18 protein-coding genes and 2 tRNA genes are annotated in these 23,781 nt (G+C 62.6%); 6 read left to right on the top strand and 14 right to left on the bottom strand.

The features are described from left to right. Nucleotides 1-361: 361 nt before the first annotated feature. On the bottom strand, nucleotides 362-1,162 hold the full coding sequence (locus AC3E6W_RS03985; RefSeq protein ID WP_049331325.1) for an SDR family oxidoreductase: 801 nt from the start codon (nucleotides 1,160-1,162) through the stop codon (nucleotides 362-364). A gap of 145 nt (nucleotides 1,163-1,307) precedes the next feature. Continuing rightward, nucleotides 1,308-1,622: a hypothetical protein gene (locus AC3E6W_RS03980; protein ID WP_049331327.1), complete on the bottom strand. Its 315-nt coding sequence runs from the start codon at nucleotides 1,620-1,622 to the stop codon at nucleotides 1,308-1,310. A gap of 580 nt (nucleotides 1,623-2,202) precedes the next feature. On the opposite strand from AC3E6W_RS03980, the gene valS reads away from it, so the two are divergent. The 3 genes from valS (at nucleotide 2,203) to AC3E6W_RS03965 (ending at nucleotide 7,678) form a co-directional block, all read left to right on the top strand. Further along, a complete protein-coding gene (valS, locus tag AC3E6W_RS03975) occupies nucleotides 2,203-4,935 on the top strand; it encodes a valine--tRNA ligase (RefSeq protein WP_490652375.1) in 2,733 nt (910 codons plus the stop codon). A 643-nt stretch (nucleotides 4,936-5,578) separates the two neighbouring features. Further along, complete coding sequence (locus AC3E6W_RS03970; RefSeq protein WP_298605067.1) at nucleotides 5,579-6,007, top strand: hypothetical protein; 429 nt, start codon at nucleotides 5,579-5,581, stop codon at nucleotides 6,005-6,007. Nucleotides 6,008-6,130: 123 nt separating this feature from the next. Continuing rightward, nucleotides 6,131-7,678 carry an LssY C-terminal domain-containing protein gene (locus AC3E6W_RS03965; protein ID WP_490652374.1) on the top strand — a complete coding sequence of 516 codons (1,548 nt, stop codon included), beginning with the start codon at nucleotides 6,131-6,133 and terminating at the stop codon, nucleotides 7,676-7,678. Nucleotides 7,679-7,866: 188 nt separating this feature from the next. On the opposite strand, the gene AC3E6W_RS03960 is transcribed toward AC3E6W_RS03965, so the two are convergent. The 9 genes from AC3E6W_RS03960 to AC3E6W_RS03920 all read right to left on the bottom strand — a co-directional run bounded on the left by AC3E6W_RS03960 (nucleotide 7,867) and on the right by AC3E6W_RS03920 (nucleotide 15,636). Then, nucleotides 7,867-8,508 (bottom strand): DsbA family oxidoreductase, encoded by a 642-nt coding sequence (locus AC3E6W_RS03960; protein WP_371555643.1) that lies wholly within the window; start codon nucleotides 8,506-8,508, stop codon nucleotides 7,867-7,869. A 185-nt stretch (nucleotides 8,509-8,693) separates the two neighbouring features. Next, on the bottom strand, nucleotides 8,694-10,025 hold the full coding sequence (clpX, locus tag AC3E6W_RS03955) for an ATP-dependent Clp protease ATP-binding subunit ClpX (RefSeq protein WP_490652404.1): 1,332 nt from the start codon (nucleotides 10,023-10,025) through the stop codon (nucleotides 8,694-8,696). A 488-nt stretch (nucleotides 10,026-10,513) separates the two neighbouring features. Continuing rightward, nucleotides 10,514-11,203, bottom strand: a complete 690-nt coding sequence (locus AC3E6W_RS03950) for an ATP-dependent Clp protease proteolytic subunit (RefSeq protein WP_083298903.1) — start codon at nucleotides 11,201-11,203, stop codon at nucleotides 10,514-10,516. 5 nt (nucleotides 11,204-11,208) lie between these two features. Beyond that, entirely contained in the window at nucleotides 11,209-11,862 is a 654-nt protein-coding gene (locus tag AC3E6W_RS03945) for an ATP-dependent Clp protease proteolytic subunit (RefSeq protein ID WP_049331339.1), read from the bottom strand. A 344-nt stretch (nucleotides 11,863-12,206) separates the two neighbouring features. Continuing rightward, the gene (tig, locus tag AC3E6W_RS03940; protein ID WP_490652373.1) at nucleotides 12,207-13,508 is read right to left on the bottom strand and encodes a trigger factor; all 1,302 of its coding nucleotides are present in this window, start codon (nucleotides 13,506-13,508) and stop codon (nucleotides 12,207-12,209) included. 108 nt (nucleotides 13,509-13,616) lie between these two features. Then, nucleotides 13,617-13,691, bottom strand: a tRNA-Pro gene (locus AC3E6W_RS03935). A gap of 294 nt (nucleotides 13,692-13,985) precedes the next feature. After that, nucleotides 13,986-14,059, bottom strand: a tRNA-Gly gene (locus tag AC3E6W_RS03930). A gap of 73 nt (nucleotides 14,060-14,132) precedes the next feature. Next, the gene (locus AC3E6W_RS03925) at nucleotides 14,133-15,017 is read right to left on the bottom strand and encodes an Fpg/Nei family DNA glycosylase (protein WP_490652372.1); all 885 of its coding nucleotides are present in this window, start codon (nucleotides 15,015-15,017) and stop codon (nucleotides 14,133-14,135) included. A 127-nt stretch (nucleotides 15,018-15,144) separates the two neighbouring features. Beyond that, complete coding sequence (locus AC3E6W_RS03920; RefSeq protein WP_294618072.1) at nucleotides 15,145-15,636, bottom strand: ribose-5-phosphate isomerase; 492 nt, start codon at nucleotides 15,634-15,636, stop codon at nucleotides 15,145-15,147. A gap of 405 nt (nucleotides 15,637-16,041) precedes the next feature. Between AC3E6W_RS03920 and pepN the strand changes: the two genes are divergently transcribed. Both pepN and AC3E6W_RS03910 read left to right on the top strand, forming a co-directional pair. Then, a complete protein-coding gene (gene pepN, locus AC3E6W_RS03915) occupies nucleotides 16,042-18,591 on the top strand; it encodes an aminopeptidase N (protein ID WP_490652371.1) in 2,550 nt (849 codons plus the stop codon). 356 nt (nucleotides 18,592-18,947) lie between these two features. Further along, entirely contained in the window at nucleotides 18,948-20,111 is a 1,164-nt protein-coding gene (locus AC3E6W_RS03910; RefSeq protein ID WP_490652370.1) for an SGNH/GDSL hydrolase family protein, read from the top strand. A gap of 158 nt (nucleotides 20,112-20,269) precedes the next feature. Here AC3E6W_RS03910 and AC3E6W_RS03905 read toward each other — a convergent pair whose 3' ends face one another. Both AC3E6W_RS03905 and AC3E6W_RS03900 read right to left on the bottom strand, forming a co-directional pair. Then, a complete protein-coding gene (locus AC3E6W_RS03905) occupies nucleotides 20,270-20,872 on the bottom strand; it encodes a phosphatase domain-containing protein (RefSeq protein WP_490652369.1) in 603 nt (200 codons plus the stop codon). A gap of 297 nt (nucleotides 20,873-21,169) precedes the next feature. Then, a complete protein-coding gene (locus tag AC3E6W_RS03900) occupies nucleotides 21,170-22,024 on the bottom strand; it encodes a DUF8185 domain-containing protein (RefSeq protein ID WP_490652368.1) in 855 nt (284 codons plus the stop codon). A gap of 129 nt (nucleotides 22,025-22,153) precedes the next feature. Here AC3E6W_RS03900 and AC3E6W_RS03895 point away from each other — a divergent pair, with 129 nt between their 5' ends. Next, the gene (locus tag AC3E6W_RS03895; protein WP_490652367.1) at nucleotides 22,154-23,062 is read left to right on the top strand and encodes an acyl-CoA thioesterase; all 909 of its coding nucleotides are present in this window, start codon (nucleotides 22,154-22,156) and stop codon (nucleotides 23,060-23,062) included. A 110-nt stretch (nucleotides 23,063-23,172) separates the two neighbouring features. Here the strand turns inward: AC3E6W_RS03895 and AC3E6W_RS03890 are convergent, their stop codons facing one another. Beyond that, nucleotides 23,173-23,748, bottom strand: coding sequence for an HdeD family acid-resistance protein (locus tag AC3E6W_RS03890; RefSeq protein ID WP_294499074.1), 576 nt, complete (start codon nucleotides 23,746-23,748; stop codon nucleotides 23,173-23,175). Nucleotides 23,749-23,781 lie beyond the last annotated feature (33 nt).

Genomic DNA, 23,781 nt, shown 5'->3' with positions numbered 1-23,781 from the left:
CAATATGGGTGTGATGCTAAAAGGCTAACATTCGCCCCTGTTCTTACCGGCACCCTATCGCATCCTCTATTCAAGTGTTATCAAATCGTTATAAAACACTCCCCTATAAAGAGGTTGTATACATACCAATTTGCTTACTCAAGTTCTCCGTATCAGTCCGTATCAGGATATGACGATTCTTAAACTTCCCTTTTACTGACGTTTGACAAACCTATGCGTTATTCCGTGAGGAAAAACCTTATAACTACCTGAGAAAACCCCGCTTCGGGGAGTGAGCTTTCACCCATCCCCCAAACGGGGTTATGCGCGTATTATCCGCAGAACTTCTCAATGAGGGGTTGCAGAGAGGGCCGATGGCACGCTACCCCTCGGCGCGAATCACCTTGAACTGGCTGGCCTGAGCCACCGGGCGCAGGGTAATGCGGTCCAGGTTAACGTGGTGCGGAACGTTGAGCGCAAAGGTTACGGTCTGCGCTACGTCCTCGGCGGTAAGCGGATTCGGTACGCCCTCATACACGCGGTCGGCGGCCTCCTGCGAACCCAGGCGGTTCAGGGAGAACTCTTCGGTGTGCACCATGCCGGGGCAAATCTCGATGACGCGCACGTTATGTTCCGCCTCCTCCAGGCGGAGCGCCTCGGTCAGGCCGCGAGCGCCAAACTTTGCGGCGTTATACCCGGCGCCGCCCTCGTACCCATGCTCGGCAGCGGTGGAGGTCAGATTCAGAATCGTGCCGTGACCATTCTGGCGCAGTGCCCCGCTGAAGGCGCGGACCGTATTCAGGATTCCCAGCACGTTCATGCGGTACATCTGCAGGTAATCTTCGGGCTTACCCTCCGAGACGGGATCCAGGCCGATGGCTCCCCCGGCAATATTGACCAGGGCGTCAACGGTTCCCTGCTCACCCAGGATCTGCTCGGCGGCAAAAGCAACGGCGGTCTCGTTGGTTACGTCGCAGGTGACCGGATGCGCCCCGGTCTCCTGCTGCAGGGTGTAAAGACGGTCGGTGCGGCGAGCCAGAGCGTACACCGTCCACCCGGTGGCAACCAGCTGATGCACGGTAGCTCGACCAATTCCGCTGGACGCGCCGGTCACCACGGCCACTTTGCCGTCTCCGGCCCAGGAGCGAAAGGGAGATGGAGGAATGTAAGTGTTCTTAGTCATATCTTTATCCTAATAAAACGATGCCCGGTCGTGCTCTACAACTAAACACACCGGGCATACATTTTTGGTTTTTTCGGTTTTCACGGCTCAAGGTTTTCACAGCTCAAGGTTTTCACAGCTCAAAAGAACCTCGTCGCCCCCCCGATTACTTGCGGCGACGGGGAAGACCCCAGCGGCTACGGCCACCATCGCGGTAGCCGAGGCGGTGCTCAAAGTACACGGGCGAGCTACTACCGGTCTTCACGGTGTCCGGGGGAACCGTACCCTCGCGTGCAGACATGAGATAGAGAATCGCGGCACCCGGCACGAAAGCGATAATGGGAAGAACGAAGCGCATGCGCGCCTCCCCATAGCCGCTTCGCAAGCTAAGGTGCCCGATGCATGCCGCCACCAGTACCACCTGAATCAGTAGAACGGCGGTCTCGAAAGCACCCAAACCAAAGAAACTAAACGTACTCATCAATGCCTCCTCAGGATTGGTACTATTTCAGTCTACGCCCCCGGATGATGCCTGCATAGGGTCGGGTCACGTGTTGAAATGATCCGCGGAACACATTTATCTTCGGGTATTAATGACCTATTCCTGTAGCATTTCCGAGCAGCGCATCCGAGCTCTCTCTCTCCCCCCCCCGTCCCCTATCCACCGCACCACCGTGAAATCTCAACGCCACCGCATCACCGACCTCCGAACCCGCCGCCGAGAATTACAGCAGCGAGCCGCCACGTACCGAGCTTCCACAGGGACCCCCTACCCCATCGAGGTACATCTACTCCTGGGGCAGACCTACCTGGACCCCGCTTCCTGGGATGCTCTCCTTCACTCCCGCGGACCCGCCGCTACCCTGCGTCGCGCACGTTTCGCCCCGCGATACGACCGGCTTCTGCGCCGCCTCGAAGAAGCCATCACCCGCTACGAACGCCCCTGACAACCCCTCGAAGCACCCCGCGAACGGCCATCGAGGCCGTGACTCACCACGTCCTCGGCGCACGGCCGGCGCTGAAAGCTGAGAGAACGCCGTGAATATGAGAAAATAGCCCTTATGGCTGAAAACATTTTGGGCTCAGACTCGCCCGTACAGATTAACGTTCCCGACCGCCCCGCCCTCGAAGGCCTCGAAGAGAAGCTTTCGAAGCGCTGGGCCGATGAGAAGACCTACGCATTCGACGAGAACACCACTCGCGAGCAGGTCTACTCCATCGACACCCCGCCGCCGACCGCATCCGGCTCCCTGCACGTGGGTCACATGTTCTCCTACACCCAGACCGACGTCATTGCACGCTACCAGCGCATGACCGGCAAGAACGTGTTCTACCCCCTCGGCTGGGACGACAACGGTCTGCCCACCGAACGCCGCGTTCAGAACTACTACGGCGTTCTCTGCGACCCCTCCGTGCCCGACAACGATTCCTTCCGTGACCTGATCACCTGGAAGGCAGACGGCACCCCCAAGCCTGACCGCAGCCAGGCAAAGTGGCCGCGCATCTCCCGCAACAACTTTATCGAGCTCTGCGAAGAACTCGCGGTTGAGGATGAGAAGGTCTTCGAGAACCTCTTCACCACCCTGGGTCTGTCCGTGGACTGGTCGCGCACCTACCGCACCATCGACGCACACTCCCGCAAGGTTTCCCAGCTCGCCTTCCTGAAGGACCTGGAAGCAGGCAACGCCTACATGGCAGAGGCCCCCACCATGTGGGACGTCACCTTCCGTACCGCGGTCGCCCAGGCCGAGCTAGAAGATAAGGAACGCCCCGGCGCGTACCACCGCATCAGCTTCCACCGCCCCAACGGCGAGAAGGTCTGGATTGAGACCACCCGCCCCGAGCTACTGCCCTCCTGCGTGGCCCTCGTGGCGCACCCCGACGACGAGCGCTACCAGTCGCTCTTCGGCACCACCGTCACCTCCCCGCTGTTCGGCGTTGAGGTCGAAATCAAGGCTCACCCGCTGGCACAGCCCGACAAGGGCGCCGGTATCGCCATGATTTGTACCTTCGGTGACACCACCGACGTCACCTGGTGGCGCGAGCTGCAGCTGGATACCCGCGCGCTCATCGGCCGCGACGGCCGCTTCTCCCGCGAGGTTCCCGAGTGGATTACCTCCGCCGAGGGCCGCGAGCGCTACGAGCGCATGGCAGGTACCACCGTCTTCACCGCGCAGAAGACCGTCGTGGAGATGCTGGTTGAGGCCGGCGAAATGGACGGCGATCCCAAGCCGATTACCCACCCGGTGAAGTTCTACGAAAAGGGCGACAAGCCCCTCGAGATCGTCGCATCGCGCCAGTGGTACATCCGCAACGGTGGCCGCGACGCCGACCGCCGCGAGAAGCTCATCGAGCGCGGCCGCGAGATCAACTGGCACCCCTCCTTCATGCGTAGCCGCTACGAGAACTGGGTTGAGGGTCTGAACGGCGACTGGCTGATTTCTCGCCAGCGCTTCTTCGGTGTTCCCTTCCCCGTCTGGTACCCGCTGGACGCCGAGGGCGAGCCCGACTACGAGAACCCGATTCTGCCCACCGAGGATATGCTCCCGGTAGACCCCGCCTCGCAGACCGCTCCCGGTTACACCGAGGATCAGCGCGGCATGGCCGGCGGCTTCGTGGCCGACCCGGATGTTCTGGACACCTGGGCCACTTCCTCCCTGACCCCGCAGATTGCAACCGGTTGGGGCGTGAACCCGGACCTGCACGCAAAGACCTTCCCCATGGATCTGCGCCCGCAGGGTCACGACATCATCCGCACCTGGCTGTTCTCCACCGCCGTGCGTTCCGAGACTCTGGCCTCCTCCGTACCGTGGTACAACACCGCGCTTTCCGGTTGGATTCTCGACCCGGACCGCAAGAAGATGTCCAAGTCCAAGGGCAACGTCGTGGTTCCGAACGAGGTTCTGGAGAAGTACGGTTCGGATGCTGTGCGCTACTGGGCGGCTTCCGCTCGCCTGGGTGCCGACACCGCCTACGACGAGGGTCAGATGAAGATTGGCCGCCGCCTGGCCATCAAGCTGCTCAACGCCTCCAAGTTCGTGCTGAACCTGGGTGCAACCGAGAAGTCCGTCATCACCTCGCAGGCTCAGGGTCGCGTGCTCATCAACGCCCTGGATCGCTCCCTGCTGGCTCGCCTGGCGTACCTGGTTGAAGAGGCAACCGCAGCATTTGAGAAGTACGAGTACGCTCGTGCCCTGCAGATTTGCGAGAGCTTCTTCTGGTCCTTCACCGACGACTTCGTCGAGCTGATTAAGGACCGTGCCTACGGTGCTCGCGGCGAGCAGGAGCAGGCTTCGGTTCTGGCCGCTCTGGCCACCACCCTGGACGCTCTGCTGCGCCTGTTCGCGCCCTTCCTGCCCTTCGTGACCGAAGAGATTTGGTCCTGGTGGCGTGCGGGTAGCGTGCACCGCGCCGAGTGGCCGCAGGCGCTGCCCATCCTGGAGGGCACCCTGCTGGCTGAGTACTCCGCTCAGAACCCGACCGCCGGCATTTCGGCCCAGTGGGTCCTGGCTGATGCCAACCCGGCTCAGATTGACTCGCTCAAGCAGATCCTGCCAGATGTTGCTGAGGCCCTGGGCGGCCTGCGCAAGGCAAAGAGCGACGCGAAGGTCAAGCAGCGCACCGAGGTTGAGTCCGCTACCATCGCGGCTCCGCAGGCGCAGCTGGACCGCATCGAGGCCGGCCTGGGCGACCTGAAGGCCGCCGGTAACGCACGCGAGCTCTCCCTGGTGGCAGCTGAGGGCGAGCTGGAGGTTCGCGATGTGGTGCTCGTGGTGGAGGAAGCCGCCGAGTAGGCGTTGCATCCGCGATTCGTCGTCGCTTGTTGCTCAATGCTCAGCCTGCGCGGAGACGCGGATCCTTCTAAGCACCGATGGTGAATAACGCGAGGCGGGGAGGTACCGTAATTTCGGTACCTCCCCGCCTCGCTTATCTACACTCCGTGCAACTCCGGTGGGCGCCGATGCCAGCGGAGCCCCTATTGCTCTATTCTTTTCTTTCAGCCGAAAGGAAATTTGTTATTTTTTCATGTATAAAATCTCGTTCTCAACGACCACTCGCAATGCAGGCCTTCCGGCTCCGTGCGCCTCAGCTATAACACCCCCGAATCCCCCGCCGAATCCCCTGGACCTGGGGATTTATCTCCCAGATAGCCCTTCTCCCCTCCCTATTATGTGGGGTTGAAACCCTCTCATTGCAGATTATTGCGTTTGTGTGCATATTTTTTGGGTCCCCCAACCGCTAATCAACCTTATTAGATTGACGGTCACTTTTTTGTATGATGGTTTGCGAGGGTTCCCCTCAATTCACTTCACTTCAGCGAGCGCACGCCACCGGTACGAGCCAATAAGCCGACCAGCCACACCACTACCCACCGCCGGGGTGCGATGTCGCATCCCGACCCTACCCGCGCGCCATGGCTGGCGCGTACGACCGCTCATGATTCCCCATTCAGCATCAGAACACACCCCTGCGAGGCAGGCGAACTACTCCGCCCCCTCACCCGCGAGGCAGAGCTCTCCCACCCCGGTAACGGCTGACGCCCCCTCAACCGACACCCCGAGCCAGGACCAGCTCCAGCACTACCTCTCCGTCCTCGGCGAATACATCCGCCAGGCACGCGAACACGCTCAGACGCTCCACGATTCTTACACCAACGAGGTCTATGAGCTCTGGCACGAACACATCACCTACTCCGCCGCCGCTGATGAGGCCAGTATCGCCTCCGGCTCCTTGAGCGCCGCCGAGCTGGAAGAGCTAACCCGCAAGTGGGTGCGCCTCATGCGTGAGGGTCGAGACATGCTGCACCACGAGACAACCATTGCCGCAGACCGGGCAATTGTGCAGGACGGCTTCCCCCTCAACTAGCCCCCCCCTCCGGAAAAGACCTCGGGCCATTCTCCTCCGTGGGCCTTCCGCAACCGGGGCTCCCGCGCAACGAGCTTTTGGTATAGTTTTCTGGCACCAGTTCAGCGCACAGAAAGGGCGCGCATGTCCCACCCGAAACGCATCCTACGTCCCACACGTAGCGAAGTTGCGCCGCCGGTTACGTCGCCGCCCGTCTACCGCGGCGATATTGACGCGCGCGGCACGGCGCAAAACCTCGTCCCGCGCAGCTTGTGGGTCGATTTCTGGGACACTCTCTTCTTCATCTTTGCCGGTGTGGCCTCCGTCGTGCTGACCTTCATGATTCTGGCGAATACGGTTGGCCATTCTTTCTGGGGTTTCCCCATTGCCTTCATTTTCTGGGCAGTCACCGCGTACCTGACGCTACCGCGTTTTCATGCGATCATGACCCGCATATACGTGCCCGACTACTTTATTGGGCGCACCCGCACCCCGGACGGTCGGCTCGGTGACCCGGTCAATATCGGTCTGATTGGTACCGAGGAGCAGATTCACCAGGTCATGCAGGACGCCGGCTGGACCCGCGCTGACGACGTCACCCTCGTCTCCTCCTGGAAGATTATTATCTCCACCATCACCCGCCGTTCCTACGCGGAGGCGCCCGTCTCCCCGCTGAAAATTTTTGGTAAGACGCAGGCTTTCGCCTACCAGAAGGAAGTGGACGGCAACCCCGAGAAACGCCACCACGTGCGCTTCTGGAAAACCCCGGACGGCTGGCTTCTGCCTGGCGGTCACCAGGTGGATTGGTTAGCGGCGGGCACCTACGACTCCGGTGTGGGTTTCAGCTTCTTCACCCTGCAGGTCACACACCGCATTGACGGTGAAACCGACTTTGAACGCGACTACATTGTGGAGTCCATTCAGTACGCTCACCCGGAAACTCACGTTGAGATTCTGCACGATTTCTCCTCCGGCTATCACGCCCGCAACGGCGGCGGCGACGCGATCCGCACGGACGGCGCGCTCCCGGTCATCGTGCTGAACAATGAGGGACTGGAGCCACAGGAGCAGGAAGAAATTCACCTCTCCAGCGCCCACGACCTGGCCTACCGCATGCCGCTGAGTCTGCTGGTCGGTTCGGGTATGCTCATCGCCGTGACCCTCGCCGATATTGTCAACAGCGTCATTCTGGCGCTCAGCCGACCGGCCCTGCGAGCCAAGCTCCTCGAGGAAGGATCCGGCGACGATCTTGATTTGCTGAGCCTATTCGATCAGGTGGATAGCGACGTGCTGCTGACCATCACCAGCGCGGTGTTGGTGGGCTTCGTAGCCGTCTATTCTGCGGTCCACCTCTTCCTGCTGTGGAGCACGCTGCGCGGCTCGTCGAAGGCTCGTCGATTGGCTCTGCTGTTGACGGCATTGAACTTCGCGGCGATTACCGGCGGCGTGCTGTGGGGGCACCACTCCCTGCTGCTGTCCACGATTTTCTTCCAGCTGGGCGTTGCGGTGTTCGCAATGTTGGCGTTCACCTCGGACGAGGCGGTCCAGTACACCGCGACCCGCACCTTCCACATGCGCGACACGAAAATCGTGCAGCGCGCGACGCACCCGAAGGTTCTGGAGCGCAGGGCTCAGCGCAAGGCGCAGAAAGCACGAAAGACGGCTTCTGAAAACCGAAGCCGCCAAGCCTGACCCGCATCCGGCAATTCGGCACCGTTAGACAGAAAGTACCGCCCGGTCAGTGTGACCGGGCGGTACTTTTATGCTCTGTTGAGGCTCTATCGCCGAGGAGCTCTGCCGAGCTCGGGGTTTTCGAGTCTTGGGGCTTCAGTCCCCGGCGTTTCGAGCCTCGGAGTTTCGTGCCTCAGTTCCCGCTGTGTTTAGGCTTCACCCTTTTCGCCATGGAAAATCGGGCCCACGTTACGGGGGCGCTTCAGCTCAAAGAATCCGGGGTAGGATGCAAGCGCCAGGGCGCCGTCGAAGAGCTTACCCGCCTCTTCACCGGCGGGGCTTGGGGAGATCACCGGGCCAAAGAAGGCGGTACCGTTGATGGAAATCAGCGGAACACCGATGTCGGTGCCACCCACGGTCTTCAGGGCGAGGTCCAGAGAAGCGCGCATCTGCTCGTCGTACTGATCGGTGAAGGCGACATCCGCCAGCTCTGCGGGCAGGTTGACCTCTTCCAGCGCCTTGACGATTGCGTCGCGGTAGGAATCAGCCTTGTTCTTGTTGTGGTGAATCTGCTCACCCAGAGCGTCGTAGAGGGGCTTGATGACCTCGTTGCCGTGCAGCTCACGCACGGCGGTAATGAGGCGGGTCGGCGCCCAGGACCGGTCCATCGCTGCCTGGTAGTCGGCGGGCAGGTCGCGGCCCTGGTTGTGCATGGACAGGGAGAAGGGACGCCAGGTCACCTCAATATTGCGGACCTTCTGCACCTCGCCAATCCAGCGGGAGGTAATCCAGCACCAGGGGCAAATCGGATCGAACCAGAAATCAACCTGTGCGGGGGCGTTCTCAGCCATGGGTGTTCCTCTCTTGTACGGACGCGCGTACCGCCCGTGCGGCCCGGCACCCTGTATTCACCTTTGATATCTGCACCAGCCAGGCCCGCGGTTTCTGAGCGCGGCACCTGCTAGTGAGCCGTCACCCCGTATAACCGGGGCGACGGCTTCTTTATTCCCTGGCCTCTTCGGCCGGAAGTATTCGATTAGGCCACCTTGCGCCCGGCCTTCGCGGCCTTCAGGGAAGCGGTCTTCGCGTCCCCCTTCGCGGTGCGAGTGGTCTCGGTTCCCGGGTCGGGGGCCTGCAGTACGTAGCGGGGCTCCGCGCCGTTGAGCACGGTGTCCTCACCAATCACGATGGACGTTACGTCGGTGCGGTCCGGAATCTCGAACATGACCGGTTGCAGGATCTGCTCCATCATGGAGCGCAGGCCGCGGGCACCGGTACCGCGCTCGGCGGCAAGGCGAGCAATAGCTGCGATTGCCGCATCGTCAATAATCAGTTCCACGCCGTCCAGGGCGAAGAGGTGACGGTACTGCTTGAGCAGTGCGTTCTTCGGCTCGGTCAGCACACGGGCCAGCTCTTCTTCGTTGAGCTCGCTCAGGGTCGAGATGACCGGCAGGCGGCCAATCAGCTCGGGGATGATGCCGTAGTGGGCCAGGTCCTCGGGCATAATCTGCTCGAGAGGGTCCCTCACCGTACCGCCCAGGTCGGCACCGAAACCGATGCCGCCGGCACCCACGCGGGCCGCGATGCGGTCGTCAATATTGTCGAAGGCACCAGCCACGATAAACAGAATGTTCGAGGTATCAATCTCAATGTTTGCGTGCGCCGGGTGCTTGCGTCCGCCCTCCGGCGGTACGGTCGCCACGGTGCCCTCAATAATCTTCAGCAGCGCCTGCTGCACGCCCTCACCGGACACGTCACGGGTGATGGAGAGGTTCTCGCCACCCTTGCGGGCAATCTTGTCAATCTCGTCAATGTAAATGATGCCGCGCTGAGCCTTCGCCACGTCACCGTCGGCGGCGTTGATGAGGCGCAGCAGAATATTCTCCACGTCGTCACCCACGTAACCCGCCTCGGTGAGGGTAGTTGCGTCGACCAGGGCGAAGGGCACGTCCAGCTTCTTCGCCAGGGTTGCCGCCAGGTAGGTCTTACCGCAGCCGGTCGGTCCGAGCATCAGAATATTGGACTTACCCAGCTCCACCTGCTCCCCCGCCGTCGCCGAGAGCGTGCGGGAGGTCAGCACCGGGTTGTCCAGGTCGTGAATACGCTTGTAGTGGTTGTACACCGCCACCGCCAAGGTGCGCTTCGCGGCGTCCTGACCGATGACGTAATCGTTGAGGTGGCTATAGATCTCGCGCGGGGTGGCTAGTTGCTTGGGGGATGCGGGGGCCACCGGAGCGTTTGCCTTCAGACGCTCGTCGGCCAGGATCTCTTCGCAGAGCTCCACACATTCATCGCAGATGGAGACATTCGGCCCGAGCACAATCTTGAATACTTGTGCGCGCGTCTTCTTGCAGAAGGAGCACCGCATGCTGGCGTTGGGCGGCTCGGGGGGCAAAGTAATGTCTGTTGCCACGAGAATCCCCTTTCATTCGTGTGGTCGTCTCTCGGAACGGCGCACGGAGGGGCCGGGCGCTCTTCACGGTGAGAGATGATCTCTACCTCTCTAGGCTACCGGAGTTCACCCCGGAACTCAGAATTACGACCCCCGAAGAAGATAGTCGGTACCCATATGACGAACCGGGTCAAATATGACGTTTAGGGGCGTTCCTTGACCGACCCCGTTGCGCGGGGGTTTCGGCGGGGGTAGAGGAGCCGCTCAACGGCTTAAAAGCATCCCCGTGTTACGTTGCGGCATCCGTCACAATGCGTCGCATAAAGCTAAGGGACGGAACGGCGCCCGAACCCCACGCCTGCACGGCGCTAGGGTTTCGGGAACCGTTCCGCCCCCTCTCTCACAGCGGTTACCGTTCATCGCGCCCGATACTCGTTCGGCGAGCCATCGAGCCCGGTGGCGGCTTAGGTGTGGGAAATAGCGGTGTTGGTCGCGGGCTTGCGCAGCTTACGAGACTCCAGGACCTTGTCGACCAGGCCGTACTCCAGCGCACCGGCGGCGGTCAGAATGTTGTCACGCTCGATGGAGCGGTCAACTTCCTCGTAGGTCTTGCCCGAGTGCAGTGCCAGGGTCTGGGCGGTCCACTCGCGCATACGCATAACCTCGTTCGCGTGAATCTCGATGTCGGAGGCCTGACCACCCTGCTGGCCGCTTAGGGCCGGCTGGTGAATCAGCACGCGAGCGTTCGGCAGTGCCAGACGCTTGCCGGGGGTGCCGGCGGCCAGTAGCACGGCCGCAGCCGAAGCCGCCTGGCCCAGGCACACGGTCTGAATCTCGGGGCGGATGAACTGCATCGTGTCGTAGATGGCGGTCATCGCGGTGAAGGAACCGCCGGGCGAGTTGATGTACAGGGTGATGTCACGCTCGGGGTCCTGCGCCTCCAGCACGAGCAGCTGAGCCATGATGTCGTCTGCGGAGGCGTCGTCCACCTGGGTGCCCAGGAAGATGATGCGGTCCTCGAACAGCTTTGCGTACGGGTCCTGACGCTTGTAGCCGTAGGGGGTGCGCTCCTCGAAGCTGGGGAGCACGTAGCGGTTGCTCGGCATAGCCGGCGCCGAGGTGGTGATATCGTTCGGCAGGTAGTTCATGTGCATCTCCCTTATGCGTTCTTCGACTCGGGCAGCTTACCGGCGGTGGTGGCAATGTGATCGAAGAAGCCGTATTCCAGGCCCTCTTCCGCGTTGAACCAGTTATCGCGGTCGTTGTCCTTCAGGATGGTTTCCAGGCTCTTACCGGTGCGCTCCGCGGTAATCTCTGCCAGGCGCTTCTTCATGTCCAGAATCAGCTCGGCCTGGGTGCGAATGTCGGATGCGGTACCGCCGATGCCGCCGAGGGGCTGGTGCATCAGGATGCGGGCGTTCGGGGTTGCGTAGCGCTTGCCGATGGTGCCCGCGGTGAGCAGGAACTGACCCATGGAGGCCGCCATACCGGTCACCACGGTCACCACGTCGTTCGGGATGAGCTGCATGGTGTCGTAGATTGCCATACCGGCGGTCACGGAGCCGCCGGGCGAGTTGATGTACAGGTAGATGTCCGCCTCGGGGTCCTCCGCCGAGAGCAGCAACATCTGCGAGCAGATGAGGTTAGCGTTCGAGTCGCGCACCTCGGAGCCGAGCCAGATGATGCGCTCCTTCAGGAGGCTGTTGTACACGTAATCTTCCTGGGCGCCAACGATGGGGGTTGCCATCGACGGCGAGGGCGCCACGCCGGCCGCCTGGGAGGCGCCGATGGGCAGAGGCATGTAGCTGGACATTCTTCCTCTTCTTCTCTTAGGGACTTCGCGGCATCTTTGCGCACAGTGCGCGCCGAAGCGCACGCGAAAAGTTTCGTTGCTACTACCTTACCGATAGTTGCCTCTCCCCCGCTCCCCGCGCGTCGCCCGTTCGCCAGGGGGTGAAGCTCACACCTGCCGGGACGGTAACCGGCCCGCCCCGAGGCCGCTCGCGGGAAGCACACGATTGCGGGGCAGGCGCAGAAACGCCTCGGCGGGCACCCACCGAAACCGGTGAGCACCCGCCGAGGCGATGCGATATGCGCGCCAACGGGCCCGCGGAGGCTACCCCGCAAGCGCCACGCGCAAGCTATTCGTGGGAGGGATTAGGCAGTTGCCTCTTCACCCTGGCCCAGGAACTTGGACAGGTCAACGGTGTTGCCCTTGGAGTCCTTGACCACTGCGGTCTTCAGGACCTCAGCCAGAGCCTTGGAACGGCGAACCTCGCCGACCAGTGCGCCAGCCTGGCCGGAACCGTCCAGCATCTGTGCGAACTGGTTCGGATCCATACCGTACTGAGAGCTCATGGTGATGATGTAGTTAATCATCTCGGCCTGGTCGACGGTCACTTCCAGAGCGTCGGCGAGGGCGTCCAGAACCATCTCGTTCTTGAAGGCGGTCTCGGTGTTCTCGCGAACCTCGGCGCGGTGCTCCTCGGTGTCGTGGCCGGGCTCAGCGTTGGGAGCGTTGAAGTGCTGCTCCAGCTGATCCTCGATGACCTTCTCGGGGACGGGGACCTCGACCAGCTCAACGAGCTTGGTCAGGACCTTGTCGCGTGCCTGGGTGCCCTGCTCGGCAACCTTGGCCTCGGCAACCTGCTTCTTGATGTCTTCCTTCAGCTCTTCGATGGTGTCGAACTCGGAAGCCAGCTGTGCGAACTCGTCGTCAGCCTCGGGCAGCTCGCGCTCCTTGACGGCGGTCAGCTTGACCTTGATGACGGCTTCCTCGCCGGCGTGCTCGCCGCCGGAGAGCTTGGTCTCGAAAGTTGCATCCTCGCCAGCGGACAGGCCGGTCAGGGCCTCGTCGATGCCCTCGAGCATGGTGCCGGAACCAATCTGGTAGGACAGGTCGTTAGCTGCGTCCACCTGCTCGCCGTCGATCTCTGCGGCGATGTCGATGGTCACGAAGTCCTTGTCGGCGGCGGGGCGCTCGACGGTCTTCAGGGTGCCGAAGCGCTCGCGCAGAGCGTCCAGTGCCTGAACCTCGTCCTCGGGGGTCACCTCGACCTCGTCCACCTCAACCTCGATGCCCTCGTAGTTGGGCAGCTCGATCTCGGGGCGGACGGTCACGGTGATGGTCAGCTTGATGTCAGCTTCGCGGTCCTCGGTGGTGGGCTGGGACTGAACGTCCAGCTCGGGCTGTGCCAGGGGGGAGAGGTCGTTCTCGCCCAGTGCCTGTGCGTAGTAGTCGTTCAGGGCGTCGTTCAGGGATGCCTCAACGATGTAGTCGAAGCCCGCGCGCTGCTCGATGAGCTGCTTGGGCAGCTTGCCCTTGCGGAAGCCGGGAACGCTAATCTGGCCAGCCAGGTTCTTGTAGGTGCGGTCCAGGTAGGGCTTGAATTCTACGAAGGGAACCTCGACCTCAATCTTTGCGAGGGTCGGGTTGAGCTTCTCGACGGCGGTCTTCACGTCCGTGATCTCCTCATATCGTTCGGTACGGCACGGGTCTCGGGCGTGCCGCTGTTGCTTAGTGGAAAGAGCGCCACGACCCTGTAGCGTCGCGGCAACCGTTTCACGTCGGGGCGACAGGATTCGAACCTGCGATCTCCTGCTCCCAAAGCAGGCGCGTTAGCCAAGCTACGCCACGCCCCGTGAAACTAACCGCGTTAAACACCGGAGCGTTTAACACAGTCAATGCCCTAGTTTACCTGTTTTCCCGCTAAATGCCCAACACAGCGGCTCGTGCACGGTTTATTTCCACTGAGCACGTACTCCCCTGCCTCCCCGTGGTTTTACGGGGTGTTTTGTGTGGATGCGCGGTGAGGGGATGACGGGCTGGAGGGCGAAAATTCCGAGCGCGCGAGGGAATGTATTTTCGCCCGTAAGCGATTCCCGGAATCCCCGGAATGTAAAAAGGCCCCGACGCTTGCGTCGGAGCCTTTTTCATGGAGGGGATGACGGGAATCGAACCCGCGTAATCAGTTTGGAAGACTGAGGCTTTACCATTAAGCTACATCCCCGGAATGGAACTTGACTATAGTAGCGAGGTTCCATCTGGGCTGTCAAATATATGGGTGGGTTTTAGACCTGTTTTTAGACCTGGCAGCCGGGACACCAGTAGAGCTTGCGTCCGGCGATTTCTTCCATGCGGATGGTGGTGCCGCATCGCGGGCACGCCTCGCCCTGGTGCTTGTACACGTAGTTCGCGTGCTCGGGCCAGGCCTCAGTTTCGGGAATACCGGGGCGGTCCTCGGGCTCGGTGGTGATGATGCGACCCACGCGCACACCAATGACGAGCAGGTGCTTGTTGTCTTCCCAGAGGCGCTTGAGCTCGTCGTCGCTCAGGCTCTTGCCGGGGCGCAGCGGGTCAATTTCCTGGCGGTACAGTGATTCGGCGCGGAAAATATTGCCCACACCGGAGATTGCAGCCTGGTCCATGAGGACCACACCGATGGGGCGTCCGCTCTTGCGGGCCGCACGGTAGAAGCGTTCGGGGTCCGCGTCGGAGTTGAGCGGGTCCGGGCCCAGCTTGGAGCGGACGGTGCGCACCTCCTCCGGCGTGAGGGTGCGGCAGATAGTCGGGCCCACCAGGTCTGCCCAGCCGTGCTCCGAAACAATACGGCAACGCACCGTGCTCTTCGGCTCAGGAGGACCGGCGTAGGGTTCCCCCTCCCCCGCCGCGTATTCCTTCTCACCAATCTTGCGGGGCGCGCCGATGCTCGAGGCGCCCGTAAACGTCTCGTCACCCCCGAAGGTCCAATTGCCGTAGATGCCCAGGTGCACGTTCAGGGTCAGCTCGTTATCGAAGGTGACGAACAGGTGCTTGCCGTGCGCGTAGGCGCCGGCGATGACGTGCCCGTCCAGCAGGGCCGCCCCATCGGTGAAGCGTCCCTGCGGGGAGCTGACGCGCACGCGCTCGCCGGTGAACACGTCACTGATTTGGCGGGCGATGCGGTGGATGGAATGTCCTTCGGGCACGGTAGCTCCTCACGGTATTTGCGGAATAGTGCGGGTGGGCCCGATAGAAATCGGGGGTCGTGAAAAACGGGGCGTGAAAACGCCTTTGGCGCATAGCCTGCGCTATGCACCAAAGGCGTTCAAAACTTTAGGCGGCGTCAATCTGCTTACCGGCAATCGCGCCGGTCTGCTCGTACTCGGCCAACTGACCGATACGGCGTGCGTGACGCTCCTCGTTGGTCCAGGGGGTGCTCAGGAAGATCTTGATAATCTCCAGGGCCTCTTCCTTGCTGTGCTGACGGCCGCCCACGGCTACCACCTGCGCGTTGTTGTGCTCACGGGCCAGGGCCGCGGTGTCGTGGTTCCAGGCCAGGGCCGCGCGGATACCCTCCACCTTGTTGGCGGCCATCTGTTCGCCGTTACCGCTGCCGCCCAGCACGATGCCGAGGGAGTCCAGGCCGGCCTCACGGTCGCGCTTCACGCCCAGGGCGGCGTTGATGCAGAACGAGGGGTAGTCGTCCAGCGGGTCGTAGTCGGCGGGGCCGTGGTCAATCATCTCGTAGCCCTCGGCGGTGAGGGACTCGATCAGGTAGTGGCTCAGTTCGAGGCCTGCGTGGTCGGTTGCGATGTGTACGCGCATGGTGCTCTCCTGGTGTGGTGTTGCGTGCAGCTCGGGGCGGCAATGGCCGGGTCGAGGCACGCCTCGCATCCTCAGTTGGGATGTTTTCCCCCGATTCGGTTCGGGGTTTCTCTTAGTCTGTACCTACTAACTGTAGCGAATTCGCGCGGGTTCGGGTAATGGGGAGCCCCGCCCGCACCGCCCGCATACGGTAAACTGTGGGATATGGCACTTTGCGGTGTCCCGATGCGTAGCGCCCGCGAGAAAACACCACCCGCAGCGCTCAGACGCAACCCCGGCAAGCCCCGACAGCATTGAGCGAGTTCAACGGCGCGGCGGATGCGCACGCCCGGGCACCGCGTCGGCGTGTCAGGACGGCACGCCGCGCCACCGTCCGCCGTGTCACTTCTATGGAGAGGGAATCCAATGCCCGGCCTAAACCTAACCCGCGATGAGGCGATTGAGCGCGCATCCATTATCAAGCGCGTTCACTCTTACCATATCTTCCTCGACCTGCGCACCGATCAGGATGTCTTCACCTCGAACGTTGAAATCCGCTTCGACGCTCAGGAAGGTGCCTCGACCTTTATCGATGCCATCACCTCCTCGGTCAAGTCTATTAACCTCAATGGCGAAGAGCTCAGCACCGACCTGGCTGACGGCGAGCGCATCCAGCTGCCGAACCTGGCCGCCGAGAACGTTCTGAAGATCGAAGCCGAGATGTTCTACACCAACACCGGTGAGGGTCTGCACCGCTTTGTGGACCCCGCCGACGGCGAGATTTACCTGTACTCCCAGTTTGAGGTGCCGGACTCCCGCCGCGTGTTCCCCGTCTTCGAGCAGCCCGATCTGAAGGCCACCTTCGAGTTTGAGGTGCGCGTGCCCTCGCACTGGGTGGTTGTGTCGAACCAGCCCGAGGTGAAGGTTGAGCCGAAGGACTGCGGTTGCGGCCGCGCCAACACCTGGTACTTCAAGCCGACCCCGCGCATGTCCTCGTACATCACCGCGATTGTCGCTGGCCCCTACGAGAAGATCACGAGCGAGCTGACTAACTCCGAGGGTCGCGTGATTCCGCTGGGCGTGTACGCCCGTAAGTCCCTCATGCCCTTCGTTGATGCCGAGGACATGTTTGAGCTGACCCGCCAGGGCTTCGAGTTCTACGAGGAGCAGTTCAAGACCCCCTACCCCTTCGAGAAGTACGACCAGCTGTTCGTGCCCGAATTCAACGCCGGCGCGATGGAGAACGCTGGCTGCGTGACCTACCTGGAGACTTACGTCTTCCGCTCCAAGGTTGCGGAGGCTCTGCGTGAGCGCCGCGCTATCACCGTTCTGCACGAGCTGGCTCACATGTGGTTCGGCGACCTGGTCACCATGAAGTGGTGGAACGACCTGTGGCTGAACGAGTCCTTCGCGGAGTTCATGTCTACCCTGGCCGCCGCGGAGAACACCCGCTATGCCAAGGAGGCGTGGGCTACCTTCTCCGCTTCGGAGAAGACCTGGGCCTACCGCCAGGACCAGCTGTCCTCGACCCACCCGATTGTGGCCGAGATTCGCGACCTCGCCGACGTTCAGGTGAACTTCGACGGCATCACCTACGCAAAGGGCGCTTCGGTGCTGCGTCAGATGGTGGCCTGGGTTGGTCAGGAGAACTTCATGGCCGCCCTGAAGGTGTACTTCGATAAGCACAGCTGGGGCAACACCGTGCTGGACGACCTGCTGGTTGAGCTGGAGCGCACCTCCGGCCGCGACGTGCGCGCCTGGAGCGCCAAGTGGCTTGAGACCGCCGGCGTGAACACCCTGGCCGTTGAGGTTGAGAACGACGAGGCGGGCAACATTTCTTCGCTGGGCATCCGCCAGTCCTACGCCGAGGGCTTCGAGACCCTGCGCCCGCACCGCGCCGTGATTGGTTTCTACAACCTGGTGGACGGCAAGCTGACCCGCACCGACCGCATCGAGCTGGACATCGACGGCGAGCTGACCGTGGTCGAGGAGGCTGTCGGCAAGAAGCGCCCCGACCTGCTGCTGCTGAACGATGAGGACCTGGCCTACGCCAAGATTCGCCTGGACGAGCGCTCCATCGAGACCGCTATCAAGCACCTGGGCGACATTGATTCGTCCGTGGCTCGCGGCGTGGTATGGGGTTCGCTCTGGGACACCGTGCGCGATGCCCAGATGCCGGCCCGCAAGTACGTTGACCTGGTGCTGAACAACATCGGTAAGGAGACCAACTCCACCGCTCTGCGCACCCAGATTAACAACCTGTCCGCTACCCTGCACTCCTTCGTGGCTCCTGAGGCTCGCGAGGAGACCCGCCACCGCGCGGCCGACCGCCTCTGGGAGCTGGCTAAGGCCGCTGAGCCCGACTCGGATGCTCAGCTGCAGCTGCTGCAGGCGTTCATCAACCAGACCCGCACCGAGGAGCAGTACGACAACGTGCAGCGCCTCTTCGAGGGCGAACTGACCCTTGAAGGCCTGGACATTGACGCTGACCTGCGCTGGAACCTGGTGTGCCGCCTGGCAACCGGTGGCCGTTTCTCCGCCGAGCAGATTGCCGAGGAGCTGGAGAACGACAACACCGCAAACGGTCAGCAGTACGCCGCTCAGGCATACGCATCGATTCCGACTGCGGAGGCTAAGGCTGAGTACTGGAACAAGATCATGGTGACCGGCGAGCTGTCGAACATGATTCAGCGTTACGCCATCATCGGTTTCAAGTCCGGCAAGCCTGAGCTGATTGCTCAGTACGATGAGCCGTACTTCGAGCAGATTGAGGGCATCTGGCGTTCGCGTTCGCACGAGATTTCCATGCAGATTATTGGTGGCATGTACCCGAGCGTACCGACCGCTGAGCTGCTGGAGCGTACCGAGGCGTACCTGGCTTCCCTGCCCGAGGATGCCGCCGCACTGTACCGTCAGATTGCGGAGGCGCGCGACGGCGTGGCCCGTGCGCTGAAGGTTCAGGCCGCCGATATCTAGTGGCATTGCTTTAGGCATCGACCCGTTGGCGCGGCGGTGCGCGTGAGCGGCTCCCCGAGTCGCTCGATGCACGCCGCACCCGAGACACCCCCTCTCCCCCAGGCATCCGCACGATGCCGGGGCGGAGGGGGTGTTTCCGTGCCCGAGACATGCCCGAGAGAGTGTCGGCTCCCGGCACCCGAGCGGGGAAACGGGGCGAGGACCGAAGGGGCTCGGATACGGAGGGAGGGATCCGGAGGGAGCCTGAACCTGGGCACACAAATTATCGGCACTCGGGTGCATATTTTTCAGTGTTTTTGCTTAAACCCCTCGGAAAAGCTCTCCACTTGGGGTTGAACCTACCGTACACTGTAGGTATGTCTTCTACCCGGCCCCATTTCAAACGCGTCACCACGGTAGGCGCCGTCCTCGGCGTCTTCGCATTAGGTTCCCTCGGCCTCTACGCCGTCGAGGGCTCCAGCGCCCCCGACGCATCCGCGGCCACCGCCCAGGCGCTCAACCCGGAATCCCCGGTCGTCGCCTCGACGGACCCGGTGGCAAGCCCCACCGAGAGCCCCTCGGCGGAACCCACCCCCGAAACCGTGGCGCAGCAGATGGACCGGGTCGCGCAGGAGGCCTTCGGGGCGGAGGGTGCGCACCCGGTGGGCGAGGCGCAGAAGCCCTTTACCACCTCCCAGGATGCCGCCGACGTCACGGTGCAGCAGTACCAGGGCGGCGTGGTCGTGCATACCGCAGCCCATGGCGCGGTGGCCATGCACTCCGGCGTCTACGCGCACTGGTGGAAGCAGCGCGAGTACAGCGATTTTGCCGGCCTCGAGGGGCTGCCGACCGGCTGGCGCTCCGAGAACGGAATCATCTACACGACTTTCGAGAAGGCCGAACTCTACTGGGACACCGCGATGAACGTGCCCCGAAGCACCACGGCCCTGGGCGCGCAGGACGCCCTCGTCATCGGTGATTCGCAGGTTCTGCCGACCTCGTGGGTTGGCTTGGGTCTTTCCGAGGCGGGCTTCACCTCCCACATGTTCCGGTGCGGCGGCGTTGGCTTCGTGGCCTCCCGCCCCGGTGTCTGCCCCTCCTACTACCAGGGCGTGATGGAGAGCGTCTGGGCCCTGCCCGGCGGCGCCCCCGGCGTGATTTACCTGGATGCGTCCGGCAACGACATGTACGTCGACGAGGATGAGGCGAAGGCTACGGAGCAGACGCAGGACCGCCAGACACGGGTCATCCAGCAGCTGCAACGCATGTACCCCTCCTCGAAGATTGTGCTCGGCGGCGTGGTGTCGATGAGCGAATCCTCCGCGCCCGATCCGCAGAAGGCCCACAAGCGTCACACGGCCAACGAGGCGGCGAAGGTCGTGGCTCAGCAGACCGGCGTGCTCTTCATGGACACCTCGGACTGGCTGACCCTGTACCTGGCCGAGGGCGATATGGCCGACGGCCTGCACCTGAAGGACGAAACCCAGTACAAGATGGCGGCCCCCTTCGCCGCGCGGATACGCGAGTTGCTGGCTTCCTAACCCCGCATCTTCTTTTGCGTAGCATGAGGCGCCGGAAAGAACCTATCTTTCCGGCGCCTCACGCTACGGTCAATTATTGGGAGGGTTCATGCAGGGCTCGTCAGGAGCCGCCCTCCGATGCGTCCGGGTTATGGCCGAGACCTATAAACCGAGGAGGTCTACGCAGCCAGGCGCTGGTCCTTCTGTCCCTCGGCGCGTTCGTGGGCGCGCACGCCGTCGGCCAGGCGGCGCTGCTGGCGCTCGCGGGCGGCCTGCTTCTCACGCTGTTCGGCGGCCCAGGCGACGGGGTCGATGCCCACGGGCTCGTAATGCCACTCGCCCACGTAGTCGCGAATCGGGGCCACCCAGGTCACGGGGATGCCTCGGCGCAGGTACACCTCGTGCTCGTTATCTTCAAAGGCGTGGATGATGCGGTGGCCGTCTGCCTCCAGGGAATCCAGGATGGAGCTCTTCCAGGCGGCGGTGTCGGACTGGTCGCGGCCGGGCTTGGCAATCACGTACTTGGGGTTAATGTCGGCGCGGGCGATGAACTCGTTCAGTTCCTTCATGTAGGTGCCGTCGCGGCCGGTAATCACGGCGATCTGAGCGCCGGTCTGTTCAGCCATATCGCGTACGCTATCGGCCACCTCAACGTTCACGGTGGCGTGGCGGATGGCCTTGAAAAAGCGGCGGTAGCTGGTGAAGAAACCGCTCAGATACTTGTCCATCTGGTCTCGGTTGCTGGCAAGAGTGCCGTCGATATCGACTGCAATCAGGTCCATGAGGGGTCTCACTTTCAATCCGCGCGGGAGGATGCGCCCGGTGACGGCGCGGCGGAAGATTCCCGTGCGGTGTGGCTGGTTTATCGGTGCGTTTGCCACACCCCGGTGCGGGTGTAGCCTTTCTAGATTACCTCTTTCCGTAAAGTTTTGTCTCGTCAGCAATCATATATTAAGCCGTGCTGATCGCTTTTGGGACGCATTTCACCCCCTTGCAGACCGGGGTCCGCGAGGGAGGTGAAGGACAGAAGCGGGCGCTACGGGCCCGAATACGACGATTATGCGCCCTAGAGCGAGGAACTAGAGCAGGGAACCGGAGCCACGGCGCACCAGCACCATGCCGGCCGGTGCCACGATGCGCAGCCACTCGTCCGAGCCCACGCGGGCGGCGAAGACGGGAAGCTCACCGGTAAAGCCCTCGGGGATGAAACCGTACACGCGCAGGGCAAAGGCAGCACCGGTGGGAACCTGCACGCCGTCAAAGGCGGGCAGGTACTCCAGTACCATGGGCGAGGACCAGATGCGAGAGCGCACCGTCGTCAGAACCGCAGCCCCCGGGTTCTCGGGCAGGGCGCGGTCCACGGCCTCCAGGCCCTCGGCGGTGGCTCGGGCAAACTCCTCGACCGGCACGGTGCCCACCTCGGACCAGCCGCGCACGGGGGCTGCCTTACCGGTCCAGCCGGCGTTGACGGTCACCGGGGGCATGTAGAGCACGAGCTCGGGGTTCTGCTGCCCCTCGACGCTCTGCTGCTCGGCTCCCTGCTGTTCGGCCTGCTTCTGCAGCCGAGCCAGACGTTCCTGCAGGGCCTGGGCCTGGGCCGTCATGTCCAGGGTGGATTCGGCGGCGAGGTGCAGGGCGCGCATCCCCATGATGACGGGCGCGATCGAGGAAGCGTCCTCGGGCTCCAGGGAGCAGGCGAAGACGGCCAGCACGCGGCCGCGGGCGGTCAGGCGGATCGCCGCATCCGGGTTTACGGCCAGAGCGCGGGAGATGTAGGTGGCCAGGTCCTTCACCACGGCGGCGCCGTGCGCGCCTCCGGGCAGGATCAGATAGGGTTCCTCCACGCCTTCGTGGGGGTTGTACTTGAGCTCGATGGGGGCGCGGGTGCCGTCTTCAGCGGCGGGTGCGGGATTCTTCTCGGACGGGGTGCTCATCGTAGCTCCTTGGGTTATTCTCTATCTCTTCGCTCCGAGACGGGCGGTTGCAGGCCGCGCGCATCTCAGAGTGTGCCTTCCCACTCTACGCCACCTTCGGCCCCTCTGAAAACGTGGGAAAATGAAAGCATGACTAAGCCCACTGTGATTCAGAACCTCATGCGGATGCTGGACCTCTCCCCCGTCGAGGCGGCCCCCGCCTCCTTCGGCAGCGATGAGGTACTCAGCGGCGTGACGCTCACCCGCGAGCAGCCTCGTACCTTTGGCGGCCAGGTGCTCGCCCAGTCGATCATTGCCGCCGACCGTACGGTTGAGGGGAAGACCCTGCACTCCATCCACGCGTACTTTCTGCGCCCCGGCGATATTGAGCGTGAACTGTTCTTCGCCACGCAGCGCCTGAACGATAGCCGCTCCTTCTCGACCCGCCGCGTGCAGGTGTTCCAGGATGAGACGCCCATGTTCTCGGCGATTATGTCTTTCCAGGCTGAGAGCCGCGGCCCCGAGCACACCGCGGTGACCATGCCTGATGTCCCGGACCCCGAGTCCCTGCCGAAGGTCAGCGACTACCTGGGCGAGTTGCCGCATCCGATTGCGCAGGCGGTGGCGTGGGAGCGCCCGATTGATATGCGCCACGTGGATGCGCCGCTGTACACTCAGCCGGATTCCTCCTCGACGGAACCGCGTGCCTGCGTGTGGTTCAAGACCTTTGACCGCCTGGTGCACGCTGATGGTTCCGAGGCTTCGGATGCGGAGCACCGCGCCGCAATCGCCTACGCTTCGGACTACCTGCCGCTGGAGCCTGCCCTGCGCCGTCACGGCAAGTTCTGGCTGGAGCCGGGTCTGAAGAGCGCCTCGCTGGATCACGCGATGTGGTTCCACCGCCCGGCGCGCGCCGACGAGTGGTTGCTGTACGTGATGGATTCCCCGAGCGCGCAGGGTGGCAGGATGCTCGCGCAGGGTTCGATTTTCAATCGTTCCGGTGAGCTGGTGGCGACCGTGGCGCAGGAAATGATGTTCCGCCTGCCCGAATACCGCTAGAGTATCGGCACCGCAACAGCTCAAAACGTCAGAGCATACAGAAAGACCGTGTGAGGTGGTTGTCTCACACGGTCTTTCTTATGTTCTAGCTAGATGCAGCCGGGAAGCTCTTAGTGAGCTTCGACGTCAATCACGCCGTCCGGGGAAATGTGCACGGTGCGCTTGGCGCGGCGGGAAACGAAGAAGTCACCCACGAACACGAGGCCGATTAGCAGCAGCACCAGGGCAATTCCCCAGACCGCCACCGCGCCGAAGAGCACGGGGAACAGAACCACCAGCAGACCCAGAATCAGGGTTCCGATGGCGGAGAACTGCAGGTGACGGCCGGCGCCGTAGCTCAGGTACTTCAGCTTCTGGGCGGACATGATGCGGATGAGTGCCCAAACAATCAGCCACAGGCCAACGAAGGTCGGGATGAGGGTGGCCTGCGCACCAGCCGAGGCGCTCAGCAGCATGATGCCCACCAGAACGGTCAGAAGGCCATTGACCAGGTCCCACCCGGTACGGGCCGGCTTGAGCGCGCCGAAGTAGCGGACCAGCTCAAACACGCCGCCGAGCAGCACGGCGAAGGAGAAGATGAAGCCCAGCGCGGCCAGCGGCACAGCGGGGTTAGCGAACATGTAGACAGCCGCGATAATTAGCAGCACGCCCGTGGCCAGGGACATCCAGTTATATTTTGAAAGCATGACACTCTACCCTTCGTATCAAATGCGTTAGTT

It is taken from the genome of Rothia sp. SCPM-O-B-18226 (M350), assembly GCF_058213595.1.
This window is presented reverse-complemented; position numbering and strand designations above follow the sequence as displayed.

Bases quoted from the DNA above. Each gene is read 5' to 3' on its own strand.
- AC3E6W_RS03970 (WP_298605067.1), top strand. From the start codon at position 5,579: ATGATTCCCCATTCAGCATCAGAACACACCCCTGCGAGGCAGGCGAAC.
- AC3E6W_RS03895 (WP_490652367.1), top strand. From the start codon at position 22,154: ATGACTAAGCCCACTGTGATTCAGAACCTCATGCGGATGCTGGACCTC.
- AC3E6W_RS03985 (WP_049331325.1), bottom strand. From the start codon at position 1,162: ATGACTAAGAACACTTACATTCCTCCATCTCCCTTTCGCTCCTGGGCC.
- AC3E6W_RS03905 (WP_490652369.1), bottom strand. From the start codon at position 20,872: ATGGACCTGATTGCAGTCGATATCGACGGCACTCTTGCCAGCAACCGA.
- clpX (WP_490652404.1), bottom strand. From the start codon at position 10,025: ATGCGGTGCTCCTTCTGCAAGAAGACGCGCGCACAAGTATTCAAGATT.
- AC3E6W_RS03945 (WP_049331339.1), bottom strand. From the start codon at position 11,862: ATGTCCAGCTACATGCCTCTGCCCATCGGCGCCTCCCAGGCGGCCGGC.
- AC3E6W_RS03920 (WP_294618072.1), bottom strand. From the start codon at position 15,636: ATGCGCGTACACATCGCAACCGACCACGCAGGCCTCGAACTGAGCCAC.
- AC3E6W_RS03890 (WP_294499074.1), bottom strand. From the start codon at position 23,748: ATGCTTTCAAAATATAACTGGATGTCCCTGGCCACGGGCGTGCTGCTA.
- AC3E6W_RS03900 (WP_490652368.1), bottom strand. From the start codon at position 22,024: ATGAGCACCCCGTCCGAGAAGAATCCCGCACCCGCCGCTGAAGACGGC.
- AC3E6W_RS03965 (WP_490652374.1), top strand. From the start codon at position 6,131: ATGTCCCACCCGAAACGCATCCTACGTCCCACACGTAGCGAAGTTGCG.
- pepN (WP_490652371.1), top strand. From the start codon at position 16,042: ATGCCCGGCCTAAACCTAACCCGCGATGAGGCGATTGAGCGCGCATCC.
- valS (WP_490652375.1), top strand. From the start codon at position 2,203: ATGGCTGAAAACATTTTGGGCTCAGACTCGCCCGTACAGATTAACGTT.
- AC3E6W_RS03980 (WP_049331327.1), bottom strand. From the start codon at position 1,622: ATGAGTACGTTTAGTTTCTTTGGTTTGGGTGCTTTCGAGACCGCCGTT.
- AC3E6W_RS03950 (WP_083298903.1), bottom strand. From the start codon at position 11,203: ATGCACATGAACTACCTGCCGAACGATATCACCACCTCGGCGCCGGCT.
- AC3E6W_RS03910 (WP_490652370.1), top strand. From the start codon at position 18,948: ATGTCTTCTACCCGGCCCCATTTCAAACGCGTCACCACGGTAGGCGCC.
- AC3E6W_RS03960 (WP_371555643.1), bottom strand. From the start codon at position 8,508: ATGGCTGAGAACGCCCCCGCACAGGTTGATTTCTGGTTCGATCCGATT.